Below are 16,533 nucleotides of genomic sequence, written 5' to 3' on the forward strand. Positions count from 1 at the left end.
AACGCTACATAGCCCGCCAAATCTGGCGCACCCTCCAAGCCACCACTTGACACCAACACTCACAGATCTTGGAGTTTCCGGTCCGACAGGTCGGTTATGGATGCACGAAACAGGCACCCTTTCTCCATGATCGACCCGGTCAACCTCGCCGCCCGCGTCGATCTTGAGCTTTGCGGTCCGACATGAGGGCATTAAGCGGGGCGCATCGGGCACGCAAAGTCCAAGATCGACGCGCGCATACCCCTGCGCGCACACCCGCGCGGCGCTCGGGCGCGCGTGCGCGGGGCGTGTGGGCGCGCGGGGCGCGTGGGCGCGTGGGAGCGGGGCGCGGGCGCGGGGCGCGCGGGCGCGGGGCGCGGGGCGCGCGTCACCGGGTGCCCTTAGGTGCGTGCCTCGGGTACGCACGGGATGTGGGCGGCGTCCCGGGACCTGGGACGTGGGTGCCCGCCGGGCACCCTGGGCGCCAGGACCTGCGCCCGCCACAATGGGGCCGTGATCTCCGTACGCCGCGCTGGTAGCGCCGACGCCGACCAGCTCATGAGCCTGCGCGCCGTCATGCTGGCGGACCTCGGCCGCACCACGTCCGGCGATCGTGACTGGCGGCGCGCCGGTATCGCGCTGGCCCGGGAGTTGCTCGGCCGTGGTGACGTCGCCGCGTACGTCGTGGATCGTCCCGACGGCGACGGCCTGGCCGCCTGCGTGACCGGCCAGATCGACCAGCGGCTGCCCGGCCCCCGCGATCCGGCCGGCCTGCGCGGATATGTCTACAACGTGGCGACTCTGCCCGCCTACCGCCGCCGGGGGTACTCCCGCGCCTGCATGAGCGCCCTGCTCGCGTGGTTCGCCGCGCGCGACGTCGGCGTGGTGGACCTGCGGGCGTCGGCCGCCGGCGAACCCCTCTACGCCTCGCTCGGTTTCCGGCGCACCGCCGACCCCGCCATGCGCTTGCATCTGCCACCGGCATGACCATCGCCACCAGCACGACCATCGCCACCAGCACGACCATCGCCACCGGCATGACCGCACATCCGAGGGGACACCGGAATCTTCTTCAGTAGGCTCGCCGCCACCCGATGTGAGGTGTCAAGCCCGCACAGGGGAGGGAGCCTTGCCGATGCAGCACGCGACGCGGCGCGTGCCCCTGGTGGGCGGCGTGGTGCTGGCCGGCACCCTGACCTGGGTCGCCGTCGGCCTCGTGCACGTCTGGCAACACCCCGTCATCGGCTGGATCCCGCTACCGTTCATGGCGCTGCTCGCCTCCTGGGCCTGCCTGCAAGCGTCCCGTGATACCGCGCTCGGGGCCGCCACCCGCCGCTTCTGGCGAACCATGGCCGGGGCCACCGCCCTGCTCACCGCGGGCATCGTCTCCAACGCGGTCGACGCCCTGGGCGGCGATCTCCCCAGTCAGCGGCTCAGCCCGCTCACCATGGGCTGCTACCTCGCCGTGCTCGCCCTGGTCCTGTGGTCGCTGCTGCGCCTGCCCACGTGGCAGCGTTCGCGCAGCGACTGGATCCGGTTCGGCCTGGACACCTGCATCATGCTGATCACCAGTGGCACGTTCGTGTGGCACTTCTCGCTGCGCCAGCAAGCGGTGTGGAGGGAACAGACCGACTCGGTGCTGTCCCTGGTGTCGATCGTGATGCTCGCGGTGGTCTCGTTGGTGACCTTCGTGAAGGTGGCGTTCGCCGGCGCCGGGGACATCGACCGCCGCTCGATCCACATTCTCGCCGTGGGCACCGCCTTCAGCGCCGCCTTCGGCAGTATGACGCCGTTCTTCGCGGACAAGCCCCACCTGTCGACCACCCTGATCGGCGTCCCGATCACCGCGTACGCCGTGCAGCTCGCCGCCGTGCAGCAGATCCGAGGCGGCGCCGCCGCGCCGGTGCGCCGCAAGCGCCCCCGCCGCATCAATATGCTGCCCTACCTGGCGGTGGCCGCGACCGATGCGCTGTTGCTGCTCGCCGGCACCGGGAATCCGATCGAGGCACTCGTGGTGCAGACCAGCGCGGTGACCCTGACCGGCCTGGTCGTCGCCCGGCAGATCGTGGTGCTGCGCGACAACCGGCGCCTGTTGACCACGGTGGACGCCAACCTGGTCCAGATGCGGGAGTATCAGGAGCGCCTCACCCATCAGGCGACGCATGACGCGCTGACCGGCGTGGCCAACCGTGCCCTGTTCGAGGACGAGCTGCGCCGCATGCTGACCGACGGCACCGCCTGCCATGTCGTGCTGCTCGACCTCGACGACTTCAAGACGATCAACGACCGGCTCGGCCACGGCATGGGCGACACCCTGATCACCGCGATCAGCTCCCGGCTGCGCGAGACCGTGCGCGGCGAGGACATGGTCGCGCGGCTGGGCGGCGACGAGTTCGTCATCCTGGTGCCGGACACCACGCCCGACGACCTGCCCGCGCTCCTGACCCGGGTGCTCGACGCCGTGCAGTGCCCGGTCGATCTGGGCGGCAACGACGTGGTCGCGCGGGTCAGCATCGGCGTCACCGCCAGCGAGCCGGGCGACAGCCCGCAGGAGCTGCTGCGCCGCTCGGATGTGGCGATGTACGCCGCCAAGGCGGCCGGCGGCAACCGGTGGACCTGGTTCGACCCGATCATGGACCAGCTCGCCGAGGCGGACGCCCGGCTCGGCGCGGACCTGCGGCAGGCGATCGCCCGGGATGAGCTCTTTCTGCTCTACCAGCCGATCGTGGAGCTGCCCGGCGGGACTCCGGCCGGCATGGAGGCCCTGTTGCGCTGGCGGCATCCGGAGCACGGCCTCATCTCGCCCGACGTTTTCATCCCGCTGGCCGAGCGCAACGGATACATCGTCGAGGTCGGCCGATGGGTGCTGGAACGGGCCTGCGAGCAAGCGGCGGCCTGGCAGACCGCGTACGGGCAGAACGCGCCCGCCAAGGTGAGCATCAACATCTCCGCGCGGCAACTGGCCGAACCGGGTTTCGTCGCGGAGGTCGCCCAGACCTTGGACCGCACCGGGGTGGACCGGCGACGGCTGATGGTCGAGGTCACCGAGACCGCGGTGCTGAGCACCGGGTCGGCGATGGACGCGGTGCGCGAGCTGCACGACCTCGGCCTGCAGGTGGCGTTGGACGACTTCGGCACCGGCAGCTCGTCACTCAGCCTGCTGGTGGACTGCCCGGTCGACTATCTGAAGGTGGACAAGTCGTTCGTCGGCGGCATCACCACCGCCAACGCGCAGGCGGTCATCGTGCAGAGCCTGATCGGTGTCACCGAGGGCCTGCGGATCGAAGCCGTCGCCGAGGGCGTGGAGAGCGCCGAGCAGGCGCACCGGCTGCACGCCGCGGGATACCGGTTCGCGCAGGGCTACCACTACGCCCGGCCGATGACCGCCGACGACGTCACCGCGATGCTGGACGAGGCGGCGAACCGTGAGCCTGCCGCGAGCGAGCCGGGCGCGGCCACCGGCTGAGCTCCCCGGGGATCGGATTCAGCCGGCCGGCTCGGCCGTCAAGCCAGCTTGAACATCAGGATCGTCTGCCATTTGTGCATGTCCGGCTCCTGCGCCGGATCGGTGGTGAGGATCTCCAGCCGGCATCCCCACATCTCGCCTTCCAGGGTGGGCGACATGTCCCACGTCAGGTCGTGCTCCTGCGCCCAGTCGAGCAGCCGGGCGGTGACACCCACCAGCTCGTCGGGGTGCCCGATGTGGGTCACCGTCACATAGTTCCCGGCCGGCAGCACGTCGGCGAAGGTCGGTTCGTCCACCTCCACCTCGCCGGTCACCGGGATCCCCGCCTCGACCACGAGCGTCGCCGACATGTCGATCAGCCGGTAGCGCAGGAACGGCGGGCCGCAGGACTGCACCCCGCGCTCGGCGAGCCCGTCGAACATGGTCGGCAGATGATCCGCGACGCGCGCGAACTCGGTCATGGTGATGGTTTCGCGGCGGCCCACGTACGCCTGGGCCTCGCGACGCACGATGATCGGCTCCACCCGCTCAGTGTCCCATCAGACCCGCAACTTCGCCGATCACGTCGCGCACCGGCCGGTCGGCGCAGTCCACCCGGTGCTGCGCCACACCGGGATGCGCGCCCGCGAGCCAGTCCAGCACCTCGGCGTACCGGGTCCGGGCCGCGCCGAGCACGGCGGTCGTCTCGTGCAGCTCGTTGCCGCGGGTGCGTCCCCGGGTGCGGGCCAGCGCCTGCTCCACCGGCAGGTCCAGCAGCACCACCGCGTCGGGCAGCCCGACGTCGAACAGCCGGACCAGCTCCGCCAGCAGCTCGCCGGGCGGCTTGGCGGCCAGCCGGATCAGGTCGCCGCCCAGCTCCCACGGGTCGGTGCCGGCCAACGTCTCGCGCACCGCAGCGGCCGTCGCCGGTTCCATCGCGGCCCACCATCGGCGCGTGTCGCCGCGCTCGCCGGGGTCGACGCCGAGCCGCGCGTACAGCGGCAGATAGACCAACGGGTCGATGAGCGGATGCCGGTCGGCCAGCACATCCCGGCCGGCGCTGGCCCGCTCGGCCGGGCCGTACAGGCCGAGCTGGAGATAGAGCACCGCCACCTTGAGCTGGGCCCGGCCCACCTCGTCGGCGACCGCGGACGCCGCCGCCAGGTGCCGGGACACGTCGGCGTACGGGCTCGCGGGGTCCTCGTGCGGCCGGATGGCGTGCACCACCGCCACGCCGGGCACCCCGCGGGCCACCGTGGTCTTGCCGCTGCCGTCCACGCCGATCAGCGCGACCCGCACCTCACTCACCGTCCCGGGTGGACTCGATCTCCCACAGCCGGAAGGCGGTCGCCAGCACGTCCGGCAGGAAGGCCAGCTCGCGGTGGACGTGCGCGGCGGCGTAGAGCATCAGCCGGGTCAGGATCAGCGACCGCAACGCCAGTTGGTAGCCGCGTCGCCACGTGCGGGCCTCAGCCGACGGCGCCACCACCGACCGGTGCAGCTCCAGGCGTCTGTCCACATCGGCCGCCGTGCATCCGGGCGGGAGCGTGAAGGCCAGCAGCTCGGCCAGGTCCCGTTGCGGCAGATCCCAGGCGGCCAGTTCCCAGTCGAAGGCCACCACGCGGGCGCCCGCCACCATGAGGTTGCGCGGATTGCAGTCGTTGTGCACCAGCGTGTGCGGCAGCGCCGCCGCCTCCTGCGCCCAGAACTCGCACTCCGCGGCGATGTTCAGCACCACCGCCAGTCGTCGCGCGTCGAGCAGCTCCGGGAGTTCGGACGCGGCGTACCGAGCCAGCGACTCCCACAGTTCCCGGCTCTTGGCCGGGTCCGGGCGGTGCATCCACGCCTCGGGCTCGCGTCCGCGCCAGGCCCGGTGCATCCGGGCGACGGCACACACCACGTCGTCCACCCGATCGTGCCCCGGCGCCACCCCGGCGACCCGCTCCAGCACCACCGCGTACCCCTCGCGTTCGTCGTCCTCGACGACCGAGTGGCAGACCGGCTGGAGGTCCCGCAGCGCCGGGTCGGCGCACCGGTACGCGGCCAGTTCGCGCCGGTGCGAGTCGGCGAACTCGGTCAGCGCGCCCCATCGGCTCCACGCCCCCGCCACCTGCGGTCCGCACAGCGACGCGATCATGGCCATGCCGGCCACCAGTTCCTCGCCGCGCGGCTTGACCTTCGCGACCAGGTCCCGGCCGTCGGCGGTGAGCGGGAAGAGCCCGGTCAGTTTGCGGCGCTCGCCGAGGGCGCCGAGTTCGCTGGCGATCCCGTCGCCGTGCAGCGGCGCGCCCACCGTCACGTGGTCCGCGGTCAGGCCCAGGTAGGCCGCGTTCAGGTCGGCGGTCTGCAACCACCGCACCGGACGCGAGCGGCCCAGCCGCTGGTGTGCCTCGGCGAACTGGCCGCTCACCAGCGCCGCCGCGGTGGAGACGTCCAGCGCCAGCGCGAAACCCGCGATGATCTCCGCGAACCGCGCCCCGCCGCCCGGCCCGGCGCATCCCAGCACGTCGAGCCATTCCCGCTGCCGGGGCAGCCCGGTGCCGCCACCGACCGTGCCGGTGATCAGGCTGGGCAGCAGGATGGTCGCCACCAGGTCGTCGCCGGACAGCTCCAGCGACAGGATCGACACCCCGGACTCGTGCACGCAGGCGATGTCCTGTCCGGTGGCCACGAACAGCGCGGCCACCATGTTCGCCGCGTTGATGCCGGAGCCCACCATGCCCGCCTGCTGGGCGCCCAGCACCGCCGTCTGGTGTCCCCGCACGATCGCCTCGGGCGTGGCCTTGAGCACGGTGGCGATCACCTCACGAGGCAGCACGCACTCCGCGGTGACCCGGGTGCCGCGGCCGGCCAGCAGGGACGCCACGCTGACCTTCTTGTCGCTGCTGAGGTTCCCCTCCAGCAGCGAGCGCACCGGGCGCAGCCGATCGTCGGCGGCCAGGGTGTCCTGCACCCACCGGCAGATCTGCCAGCTCGCCGCGGTGGTCATGTTCTGCCCGGCCGCGTCCGCCGTCTCGAAGACCAGCCGCACGTGCAGGTACCGCCCGATCTGGTACGGGTCGACGTCCACCAGCCGCGCGTGCCGGGACACGAACGCGACCTGCTTCTCCAGGTCCGCGCGCCGCGACCGCAGCCAGGCGGTGAAGCGGACCGCGCCGGCCACGTCGGCGAACTCGAACACCGGCGCGCGGCTCATCCGCTGGGCGAGGACCTGGGTGGTCACGCCACCGGCCAGGGTCAGCGCCCGCGCCCCGCGCGCCGCGGACGCCACCAGCGCGCCCTCAGTGGTGGCCAGCGGCGCCACCACCGCCCCGCGTGCGGCGTCCCCGGTGAACAGCAGCGGGCCCGCCAGCCCGACCGGGACCTCCACCGAGCCGACGAAATTCTCCAGGTTGCCGCTGAGCGCAGCGGCGTCCAGCCCGGTCGAGCCGGCCCGCGCCAACGACGTGCCGGTGCGGTCCCGCAGCCAGTCCAGGCGGTTGCGGCGGGCCTCCTCGGTGTATTGGCCGCGGCCCGGAATAACGTCGGTCATCGCGTCTCACCAACGATCCGCGCCCACGCCTCGTCGCTGGGCAGGAACACCCGGTCCTTCACCCGGGGCGGGCGCTGGCCGGATCGCACCGTGCGCGCCCATTCCCGCAGGAACGCGTCCGGATGCGCGCGGAGAACCTCGACCGGGCGGCCCAGCCGGGCACGCAGCGCGGCCGGGAAGCCGTCCGGGATCAGGCCCGTCACCGCCACCTGGAAACCGTCGGCGCCCGGCCGGTACGTGGCGTTACGCAGTTCCGCGCCGGTGTCCGCGGCCGCGGCGCGCAGCGCCCGAACCGCCACCGCCTCGGTCAGCCCGTCGCGGCTGATCGCCCGCCCGGCGTACTCGACCCGTGGCGTGCGCGCCACATGACCGACCACCCGGACCACGTCGGTGACCGCGCACCGGTACATGCCGCCGAGGTGACTCAGGATCAGGTGGTAGTCGCGTCCCTCGTCGAGTTCGTGTGCCAGCAGTGTCTCGGTGTCCGCCGTCAGCGGGCGTTCGGCCGGCGCGAACTCGTAGAAGCAGCCGCGCACGTACAGCGGCGCGCCGCTGGGATGCAGGTCGACCGGCACCGCGGCGGGACCTTCGCACGAGGCGATGGGCGCGGCGAACAGGCGCACGCCGGGACCGAACGTCTCCCGTACGCGCGGAAGGTACAGCGAGGCGAGCGCGCTGTTCCACGCCACGATCCCGGCCATCCGCGGCCAGAGCAGGTAGGGGTGTACGGCGCCGAAGCGGTCCGCCGCTGCGGCCAGTTCGTCGGCGCGGCGCGGATTCGGCGTACCGTGCGCGAGCCCGCCCACCGTACCGGCGCGCATCTCGTCCACCAGGCGCGTCCAGTGTTCGCGCAGTTGGAACGGCAGACCCGCGACCATCGCCGGGTTGATCCCGATCAGCAGCCGGATGTCCTGCTCGGCGGCGAGCCGCAACTTGTAGTACGACCGTTCCCACGGGTCGTGCCCGGCCAGCGCCTCCGGGATCCGGCTCCACGCCGCGTCGTTGCCCGGACCGACCGCGCTCTCCTCGCCGAACTTGCGGTAGTCGACCTGGCTCGGGCCGATGTGCGGCTGGCCACCCCGGGTGCGCGCGATCGGCGCCGTCGGGTCCTGCCACAGGTTCAGCACCGATCCGGGCACGCCCAGCGCCTCCGGCAGCTCGCGCATCAGCACCGCGAAGCTGGCGTGATAGAAGGGCAGGAAGACCCGCTGCATGTACGCGCGGGTGACCGGAATCTGCTTCTCCCGCCCGGTGCTGCCGCTGGAGGAGAAGTAGACCTGCGGTTCCTCGGCGGTGAGCACATCGGACTCACCGCCGATCACCCGGTCGATCCACGGCATCAGCTCCTGGTGGGTGCGGATCGGGACGGACCGGCGATAGTCGTCGACGGTCGCCACGGCCGGCATGTCGTGCGCGCGGCCGTACTCGGTGTGCCCGTTCTCCTTCAGGATTTCGGCCAGCACCTCACGCTGCACCTCCTCCGGCCGTTCCAGGCTGTCCACATGACGGCGGTGCTCGGCTATGACACGGTCGGCTTGCATGAGTCAGCTCCTCCTCCGCTCCGAGACCAGCACCCCGTAGAGGCGCAGCCGGCCGGGATCGGCGTGATCGTGAGTGATCCGGGTCTGGACGACGTCGGCGCGGCCGGGTTCCAGGGCCGCGCGGCTGTCCGGGTCGTCGAGGTGCGGCGCGTGGCCGATCCGCACGGTGTCGCCGCGCCGGATCAGCCCGCGCAGCGTCGCCTCGCCGAGCAGGTGATGCAGGTGCACGAGGTAGTCGCCGACGCCGACGCCGGCGGTGGCCATCCGGGCTTCCACCACATGTCCCGCCGGACCGCCGGGCACCAGCACGCTGAGGTCGCGCGTCACCGACGCCGCCGGGCGCGGACCGCGGAACGCGCGCAGCAGCCGGGACAGGTCGCGCAGCCCGTCCCCCTGCGCCGGGCCGTGCCAGGACATGCTCGCGTCGGCGGCGACGTGCCGGGCCGGGTGCCGGGACACCACCGTGCCCGGCTGCCCGGCCAGGAAGAGCGTGCGGGTGAAGGATCGGTGCCAGGCGCGACCCAGATCCTCCGGCAGGCCGAGGGTGAACTCCACGGCACCGAGCGCGAAGGCGGGCGGCACCACATCGGCCACCACCACCACGGTCTCGGCCACCGCCGCGGCCGGCCCGGTCCCGCTCGCCGATGCCAAGCGGGCGGTGGCGGCGGCGACCAGCGCGGCGTCCGCATCGGGCCGGCTCATGTGAGGATGTCCCGCATCTGCGACGACAGCGGCGCGGGACTGCGGCCGAGCAGGCCGGAGGTGAGCCGGTACGGGTCCACGTAGCCGTGCCGGGCCAGCGCCCGCAGCCGCGCGACGTGGCCCGGATCGTCACCGGCCGCGCCGCCCAGCATGCGCGCGGCGCGGCCCACCGCCCGGCGCACCAGGTCGGGCCGAAACGATTGCGGGGAGCGCCGGCCGAGCATGCCGACGAAATAAAGACGCATCCCGAGGCGGTACGCCCGCACCCCGGCCGAGCCCGAGGTGGCCGCGAGGTCCCCGAGCGTGACACCGGACCATCCGCCGTGCTTGCTGGAGCGCACCTGACCGTCGACCGGCACCCGGCCCAGCGCGACAAGCCGGGTCGCCGCGCCGAATTCGGCGAGCACCCGGTCCACCAGAAGGTAGTCGGCGAGGATCCCGGCGTCGCACACCAGCAGGAACAGCCGGTCCGGCCGGACCATCGGGAGCAGGTCCCGCAGAATCGGCATCAGATAGTTCGCCGTGCCGTCGGCCGACACCAGGCGGCGGATCGGCATGCCGTACCGCACGCCGTCCAGATAGGCCGGTCCGCCGAACCGGCGATGGTCGATCAGCAGACCGCGCCGGTCGAGTGCGGCGAGCACCTGGCCGGTGTCCCAGGGCAGCGGGCGGTCGGCGGTCAGGCCCGGGTCGGCGATGCCGAGCCGGGCCATCTGGTCGCGCCACAGGTCGAGCATCCGCCGGCCGGCCGGGTGGATCCATCCGGCTTCCACCCGGGTGAAGTACGCGGCCAGCTCATCCGGATCGGGCCGGGTGCCGTGCGCGTGGAAGTCGACGTAGCGCTCGCCGATCGCGGCCTCGGACTCGGCGGACCAGTCGGCGCCCGGCGCAACCCGGTCCAGGTGCGCCCAGAACGCCGTGGTCTGCGTGGTCAGATGCGCGGTGCGCGAGTTCCACATCAGACGCGTCGGCATGATGTCCGAGGTCGCCCGGACCAGCAGATCTGTCCACAACAGACCCTTGACGTGGGTGGGCGTGAGGGGCTTCGTGGGCGTGATCGTCACCGGCGCAACGACCACTTCGTGCGTCGTGGACTGCGCCGCGGCGCACCGCGGCGCGAGCGCGACGTGCTCGGCCACCAACGGACTCCCCCTTGCCGGCCGGTGGTGAAACGCCTTCCCCCAGTGACCTGCGACCGGATCACGGCCCGCAGGTCACTTTAGGTATGGTAGGCGCTCACCCCGAGCACACCAGGGAGTTACCTCAACCCGACACGGCGTGTCGGTCAGGTCACCCCCGCTCGCCGGCCGGCGGCGAGTCTCAGCTCGACGACTCCACCGGCGCCGCGACGCCGTCGGTGCCCGGCACGCCGGCCGCCGGCTTCGGCTTGGCATCGATGCCCGCCTCCTGCCGCTGCTGCGCGGTGATCGGGGTGGGCGCGCCGGTCAGCGGGTCGAGCCCGCCGCGGGACTTGGGGAAGGCGATGACCTCGCGGATCGAGTCGCTGCCGGACAGCAGCATGCACAACCGGTCCCACCCGATCGCGATGCCGGCGTGCGGCGGAGCGCCGTAACGGAACGCCTCCAGCAGGAAGCCGAACTTGTCCTGCGCCTCGTCCGCGCCGATGCCGAGCAGATCGAAGACCCGGCTCTGCACGTCACCGCGGTGGATACGAACGCTGCCGCCGCCGACCTCGTTGCCGTTGACGACGATGTCGTACGCGTACGCCAGCGCCCGGTCCGGCGCCTCCTCGAAGTTGTCCATCCATTCGGCGTTGGGGCTGGTGAACGGATGATGCACGGCGCTCCAGCCGCCCTCGTCGGTGCGCTCGAACATCGGCGCGTCGACCACCCAGCAGAACGCCCAGGCGGACTCGTCGATCAGGCCCGACCGCTTGGCGATCTCGATCCGGGCGGCGCCCAGCAGCTCCTGCGCCTCGCGCCGGTCCGTGGCCGCGGCGAAGAAGATCGCGTCGCCCGGCTTGGCGCCGACCGCGTCACCCAGTCCGCCGAGATGCTCCGCCGAGAGGTTCTTGGCGACCGGGCCGCGCGGCTCGCCGGTCTCCGCGTCCAGCACCACGTACGCCAAGCCACGGGCGCCGCGCGCCTTCGCCCAGTCCTGCCAGCCGTCCAGTTCCTTGCGGGTCTGCGACGCACCGCCCGGCATCACCACGGCGCCCACATAGCCACCGGCGTCGATCGCGCCGGCGAACACCCGGAATGTGGTGCCGCGCAGGTATTCCGTCAGCTCGGTCAGCTCCACCCCGTACCGCAGGTCGGGCTTGTCGGAGCCGTACCGGTTCATCGCGTCGGTCCAGGTTATCTGCGGGATCGGCCGCGGCACGGTGTAGTCCGCCAGCTCCGCCCACAGCCGGGCGACCAGTTCCTCACCCAGCTCGATCACGTCCTCCTGGGTGACGAAGGACATCTCGATGTCGAGCTGGGTGAACTCGGGCTGCCGGTCGGCACGGAAATCCTCGTCGCGGTAGCAACGGGCGATCTGGTAATAGCGCTCCATGCCGGCCACCATGAGCAACTGCTTGAATAGCTGCGGGGACTGCGGCAGGGCGTACCACGTGCCGGGTTGCAGCCGCACCGGGACCAGGAAGTCGCGAGCGCCCTCCGGCGTGGAGCGGGTCAGCGTCGGCGTTTCGATCTCGTGGAAGTCGCGGGCGTGCAGCACCTCCCGCGCGATCTGGTTGGCCCGGCTGCGCAGCTTCAGCGCGCCTGCCGGTCCGCTGCGGCGCAGGTCGAGGTAGCGGTATTTGAGGCGCAGGTCATCCGAGGCGGTGATCGCGTCGTCCACCGGCAGCGGCAGCGGCGCCGCCTCGGACAGCACGGTCAGTTCGTCCGCCGTCACCTCCACCTCGCCGGTGGGCAGCTCGGGGTTCTCGTTGCCGTCCGGGCGGCGGGTGACCTCACCCACCACCTTCACGCAGAACTCGTTGCGCAAGGCGTGCGCGTCCTCCTCGCGGAGCACCACCTGCACCACGCCCGAGCCGTCGCGGAGATCGACGAAGATGACACCGCCATGGTCACGCCGGCGGGCCACCCAGCCGGCGAGGGTCACCGTGGTGCCGGCGTCGCCCGCGCGCAGGCTGCCGGCGTCATGGGTACGGATCACTTCGCACGTCTCCTCACAGATGTCACGGACCGCAACGGCCATTCTGTCAGGCCCCGCCGGCGACCCGCTCGGCCCGGGCCGGTCAGCCGCCCGAGCCGGGCGGCCCCGCACTAGAGTCCGCCCCATGACCACCCGGGCGAGCAGCGAAAATATCACTTTCGACGAGTGGGACCGACGCATTTTGCATGCGCTGCAGTTGGCGCCGCGGGCCCCGTTCGCCCGGATGGGTGCGGTGCTGGGGGTGTCCGAACAGACCGTCGCCCGGCGATACCAACGCATGCGCACCCGCGGCGTGCTCCGCGTGCTGGGCCGGCTCGACCCGGACCGCCTGCCGGACACCACTAGCTGGGTGCTGCGCATCGGCTGCCGGCCGGGCACCGCCGCCGCCACCGCGCGGGCGCTGGCCCGCCGGGACGACACCGCGTGGGTGGCCATCACCGCCGGCGGCGCCGAGCTGACCTGCCGGGTCGCCGTGCGCGACACCGGTGACGGCGGGGAAGGTCTGCTGCATCAGTTGCCGCGCGCCTCCCACGTGCTCAGCCTCAGCGCCCATCAGGTGCTGCACCGGTTCGTCGGGCGGGGTGAGGCCGACTGGGTCGCGGTGGGCGACGAGTTGTCCGCGGCCCAGCGCGCGGAGCTGGCCGCCGCCTCGCCGCAGGCGGACCCGGACCGCAGCGTACGGGTGGAGCCGTCCGACGCGCCGCTGCTGGAGGCGTTGGCCCGGGACGGGCGAGCCAGTTTCGCCGCCCTGGCCGCGGCCACCGGGTGGAGCCAGCGGCAGGTGGCCGGCCGCGTCGAGGCGCTCACCGCCGGCGGCGCGCTCTGGTTCGACGTGGACACCGCGGTCGCCTCGATGGGGTTCCGCACCATGGCCTATCTGTGGTTCACGGTGGCGCCGGCACACCTGGCGTCGGTGGGCGCCCGACTGGCCGACCACCGCACCATCGTGTGGGCGGCGGCGGTGACGGGCAGCGGGAACATCATGGCCGCGGCGCTGTGCCGGGACGCGCCGTCGCTGTACCGCTATCTGACCACCGACGTGGCCGGGATCGACGAGGTGCGCACCCTGGAGACGGTCCCGGTGCTGACCCGGGTGAAGCAGGCTCGCTTCCTGGTGGAGAACGGCCTGCTCAAGGACCCGGCGATGTGACCGGAGCCGGGTGCCTCGGGCGGGCTCAGGCCGCGGGCACCCGCGACGCCGGCTCCCGGTCGGCCGCCGGCGCGGCCGCCGGGCGCACCAGCCAGATCACCGCCGCCGCGCCGAGCAGGCCGGCCAGCCCGGCAACGAGGAAGCCACCGTCGATGCCGGCCGCCGCGGCGCCGCGCAAGGCAGCCTCGACCGTGGCACGTACGCCGTCCGGCGCGCTCGCCAGAATCCGCGCGGCCTGCCCGGCGGCCAGCCCGTGCGCGGTCGCCGCGGGCTGCGGCGCGCCGTGCCCGCCCAGATAGGTCTCCGCACGCGACGCGAACACCGTGCCGAGCACCGCCACGCCGACGGCGAAGCCGAGCTGGCGGGCGGTGGTGACGGCGCCCGCCGCCATGCCGCCGCGATGCGCGGGCACCGCGGCCATCGCCGAGGATGACAACGACGGCATCACCAGGCCCACCCCGGCGCCGATCAGCGCATAGCCGGGCACCAGCGCCGGCCAGCTCGACGCGGGGTCCACCAGCACCGCGCACACCAGGCTGCCCAGGCCGATGAGCAGCATGCCGGATCCGACGATCCAGCGTGGCGACCGCCCGTGCAGCCGGGCACCGGCCACCGTGGAGACCAGCACCGACATCACCGACATCGGCAGGCCGGTGAGGCCGGCCCGCAGCGGGCTCAGGCCGACCACCGACTGCAACCAGATCGAGGTGTACGTGAAGGCGGCGAACGCCGCGAAGTTGACCAGGAGCGCGGCGACCATGACGCCGGTGAACGATCGCCGGCGCAGCAGCGCCAGATCCAGCATGGCATTCGGGCTGCGCCGCTCGACGAGCACGAACACACCGAACGCCGCCAGGCTGACGGCCAGCAGGCCACACGTCTGCGGCGACGTCCATCCGGCTTCGTCGGCGCGGATCACCGCCACCGTGAGCGCCGCCGCGGCGGTCGTGAAGCTCACCGTGCCGGGCAGGTCGAACCGGCCCGTGCGGCGCGGCCCGTCGTGCGGCAGCACCAGCCGGCACAGCAGCAACGCCGCCACGCTCACCGGCAGGTTGACCAGGAAGATCCAGCGCCAGTTGAAGCCGTCGGTGAGCAGGCCGCCGAGGATCGGCCCGACGGCCGAGGCGGCACCCGACACGCCACCCCACACGCCGTACGCGACGCCCCGCTCCCGTCCCCGGTAGGAGCCGTTGATCAGCGCGAACGTCGTGGTGAACATGGCCGCGGCGCCGATGCCCTGCACCACCCTGGCGATGATCAGCACGGCGTCGTCCCCGGCCATGCCGCAGGTCAAGGAGGCCAGCGCGAACAGGGTCAGGCCTGCGGCGTACAGCCGGCGGTGGCCGAGCAGGTCGCCGAGCGCTCCGGCGCCCAGCAGCAGGACCGCCAGCGACAGCGCGTACCCGTCCACCACCCACTGCAACGAGCTGAACGAGGTGTGCAGGTCGACGGCCATCGGTGGCAGTGCCACGTTCACGATGGTCACGTCGATCAGCAGCATGAAGGTGCCCAGACAGATGGTCACCAGGGGCCACCACTTGCGCATGGATTCTCCCGAGATCGCGGACGAGCAGATTGGCACGTTCACGATCCGTGACCAGGCTGCAGTTCCTCCAGCCAGACCGGCATTCAGCGCCCATTCCGCCGCACCGTCCGCCCATGACGCATCGATCCGCCGCACACCTCGTCATCGGCGCGGGAATCCGCCGTCCTCAGAAGTAGGTGTGCAGCACGTCCACCACGTGGTGCCCGTCGTCCACCACCGGGATGTGCCGCCACCTGTCGAACGCCGTGCACGGATGGGAGATCCCGAACCGCACCAGATCACCCGGAGCCAGCGCCACCCCGTCATCGACCGTCAGATAGACGTGATGATCGTTCATCCGGGTCACCGTGACGCCGTCGGCGGGCGCGAGGGTGCCGTCCGGGCGACGGATCTCCAGCGCCACCGGCAGCCCCTCGTCCTGAGGCGCGTCCCGTTTGCCCAGGCCGGCCAGCGCCAGTCCCGGCTCCGGAGCGGACAGCACCTGTGCCCACAACTCCAGGGCGGCGGTCAGCGGGCCTTCCGACGGGATCCGCCGGAACGCCCCGGTCCGCCGGTACAGCCCGTCGTCGTGGCTGACCGACGCGCCGCTGCGCAGCACCACCCGAACGCCGGCGGGCAGCGCCGCGAATCGGTCCACCACCCGGTCGAACCAGGCGCTCCCTCCGGCCGACACCAGCGGGCGGTCCGGCAACAGCCCGGCGCCCGCCAGCCGAGACACCCCGTCGACCATCCGGTCCAGGAAGCCGTCCACCGCGTCCCGGCCGGGCAGCATTCCCTCGTACGCGGTCACTCCGGCCAGCTCCACGGACCCGGCATCGGCGACGGCCCGCGCGATCATGTCCAGTTCGTCAAGCGTACGGACGCCGGTACGCCCGCCGGGCGCACCCAGCTCGGCAAGAATCCGAAGCCGCCCGGGGGCGGCGTGGCCGGTTCCGTCCCCGTCGCGCCATCCGTGTGCTTGCTCGACGCCCGCTGCGGCTCTGCGCGCTTGCTCGACGCCCGCCGGGGAGTCCACCTGCAGGTACACCTCCCAGCCGGCGGCGGCCTGCTCGGCCAGCCAGCGCAGCGTCACGGGGTCGAGCACCTCGTTCGCGAGCAGAACCCGCGGCACGCCGAGCCGGCGCAACACGAGCGCTTGATTCGGCGTGGCCACGGTCAGTCCCCAGGCGCCCGCGCCGAGCTGCGCCCGCAGCAGGCCGGGAGCCATCGTGGTCTTGGCGTGCGGGGCAAAATCCAGCCCGTGCCGACGGCAGTACGCCGCCATGGTGGCAATGTTGCCGTGCGCCGCGGACCGGCGCAGCACCATCAACGGCCAGGTGAAGTCGCCGTCGAAGATCCGCGGGCGGCGGCGGGCCAGTTCGGCGGCGCTCACCGACCCGTGCGGTATCCAGAATCCCTTGCTCCGCCAGTCGAGCAGCGCGTCATCGTCCAGGTCCACCACGCCCCCGATCATGCCCCCGCCCACCCCGCCCCGCCGCCGCGCCGCCGCGCCGCCGCGCCGCCGCCCGGCGTCAC

At 72.7% G+C, this 16,533-nt stretch carries 12 protein-coding genes; 3 read left to right on the top strand and 9 right to left on the bottom strand.

All coding sequences use genetic code 11. From position 1 onward, the window contains the following. Positions 1–492 precede the first annotated feature (492 nt). A complete protein-coding gene (locus IEY73_RS31445; RefSeq protein ID WP_189082990.1) occupies positions 493–966 on the top strand; it encodes a GNAT family N-acetyltransferase in 474 nt (157 codons plus the stop codon). 148 nt (positions 967–1,114) lie between these two features. Then, the gene (locus IEY73_RS31450; RefSeq protein ID WP_229716339.1) at positions 1,115–3,445 is read left to right on the top strand and encodes a putative bifunctional diguanylate cyclase/phosphodiesterase; all 2,331 of its coding nucleotides are present in this window, start codon (positions 1,115–1,117) and stop codon (positions 3,443–3,445) included. A gap of 38 nt (positions 3,446–3,483) precedes the next feature. Here IEY73_RS31450 and IEY73_RS31455 read toward each other — a convergent pair whose 3' ends face one another. The 7 genes from IEY73_RS31455 to aspS form a co-directional block, all read right to left on the bottom strand. Then, on the bottom strand, positions 3,484–3,969 hold the full coding sequence (locus tag IEY73_RS31455) for a GyrI-like domain-containing protein (RefSeq protein ID WP_189082992.1): 486 nt from the start codon (positions 3,967–3,969) through the stop codon (positions 3,484–3,486). Between the two features lie 4 nt (positions 3,970–3,973). Next, complete coding sequence (locus tag IEY73_RS31460) at positions 3,974–4,732, bottom strand: nucleoside/nucleotide kinase family protein (RefSeq protein WP_189082993.1); 759 nt, start codon at positions 4,730–4,732, stop codon at positions 3,974–3,976. Continuing rightward, entirely contained in the window at positions 4,725–6,956 is a 2,232-nt protein-coding gene (locus tag IEY73_RS31465; protein WP_189082994.1) for a hydroxymethylglutaryl-coenzyme A reductase family protein, read from the bottom strand. Before IEY73_RS31465 ends, IEY73_RS31460 begins: the two co-directional genes overlap by 8 nt. Continuing rightward, positions 6,953–8,497: a GH3 family acyl-acid amido synthetase gene (locus IEY73_RS31470; RefSeq protein WP_189082995.1), complete on the bottom strand. Its 1,545-nt coding sequence runs from the start codon at positions 8,495–8,497 to the stop codon at positions 6,953–6,955. Before IEY73_RS31470 ends, IEY73_RS31465 begins: the two co-directional genes overlap by 4 nt. Before the next feature lie 3 nt (positions 8,498–8,500). Continuing rightward, entirely contained in the window at positions 8,501–9,199 is a 699-nt protein-coding gene (locus IEY73_RS31475) for a DUF6182 family protein (protein ID WP_189082996.1), read from the bottom strand. Continuing rightward, entirely contained in the window at positions 9,196–10,338 is a 1,143-nt protein-coding gene (locus IEY73_RS31480) for a hypothetical protein (protein WP_189082997.1), read from the bottom strand. Before IEY73_RS31480 ends, IEY73_RS31475 begins: the two co-directional genes overlap by 4 nt. 181 nt (positions 10,339–10,519) lie before the next feature. Beyond that, positions 10,520–12,322, bottom strand: a complete 1,803-nt coding sequence (aspS, locus tag IEY73_RS31485) for an aspartate--tRNA ligase (RefSeq protein ID WP_189082998.1) — start codon at positions 12,320–12,322, stop codon at positions 10,520–10,522. 124 nt (positions 12,323–12,446) lie between these two features. Here aspS and IEY73_RS31490 point away from each other — a divergent pair, with 124 nt between their 5' ends. After that, on the top strand, positions 12,447–13,472 hold the full coding sequence (locus tag IEY73_RS31490) for an Lrp/AsnC family transcriptional regulator (RefSeq protein WP_189082999.1): 1,026 nt from the start codon (positions 12,447–12,449) through the stop codon (positions 13,470–13,472). 25 nt (positions 13,473–13,497) lie between these two features. Here IEY73_RS31490 and IEY73_RS31495 read toward each other — a convergent pair whose 3' ends face one another. Then, positions 13,498–15,018, bottom strand: coding sequence for an MFS transporter (locus IEY73_RS31495; RefSeq protein ID WP_189083000.1), 1,521 nt, complete (start codon positions 15,016–15,018; stop codon positions 13,498–13,500). 166 nt (positions 15,019–15,184) lie between these two features. Beyond that, positions 15,185–16,533, bottom strand: a 1,349-nt coding sequence (locus IEY73_RS31500; protein WP_306661570.1) for an alanine racemase, incomplete at its 5' end; no start/stop codon positions are given.

It is taken from the genome of Mangrovihabitans endophyticus, assembly GCF_014646155.1.
GTDB classification, from domain to species: Bacteria; Actinomycetota; Actinomycetes; order Mycobacteriales; family Micromonosporaceae; genus Actinoplanes; species Actinoplanes endophyticus.

Excerpts from the sequence above, each read along its gene's own strand:
- IEY73_RS31495 (WP_189083000.1), bottom strand. The coding sequence starts at position 15,018 with ATGCGCAAGTGGTGGCCCCTGGTGACCATCTGTCTGGGCACCTTCATG.
- IEY73_RS31490 (WP_189082999.1), top strand. The coding sequence starts at position 12,447 with ATGACCACCCGGGCGAGCAGCGAAAATATCACTTTCGACGAGTGGGAC.
- IEY73_RS31470 (WP_189082995.1), bottom strand. The coding sequence starts at position 8,497 with ATGCAAGCCGACCGTGTCATAGCCGAGCACCGCCGTCATGTGGACAGC.
- IEY73_RS31465 (WP_189082994.1), bottom strand. The coding sequence starts at position 6,956 with ATGACCGACGTTATTCCGGGCCGCGGCCAATACACCGAGGAGGCCCGC.
- IEY73_RS31450 (WP_229716339.1), top strand. The coding sequence starts at position 1,115 with ATGCAGCACGCGACGCGGCGCGTGCCCCTGGTGGGCGGCGTGGTGCTG.
- IEY73_RS31475 (WP_189082996.1), bottom strand. The coding sequence starts at position 9,199 with ATGAGCCGGCCCGATGCGGACGCCGCGCTGGTCGCCGCCGCCACCGCC.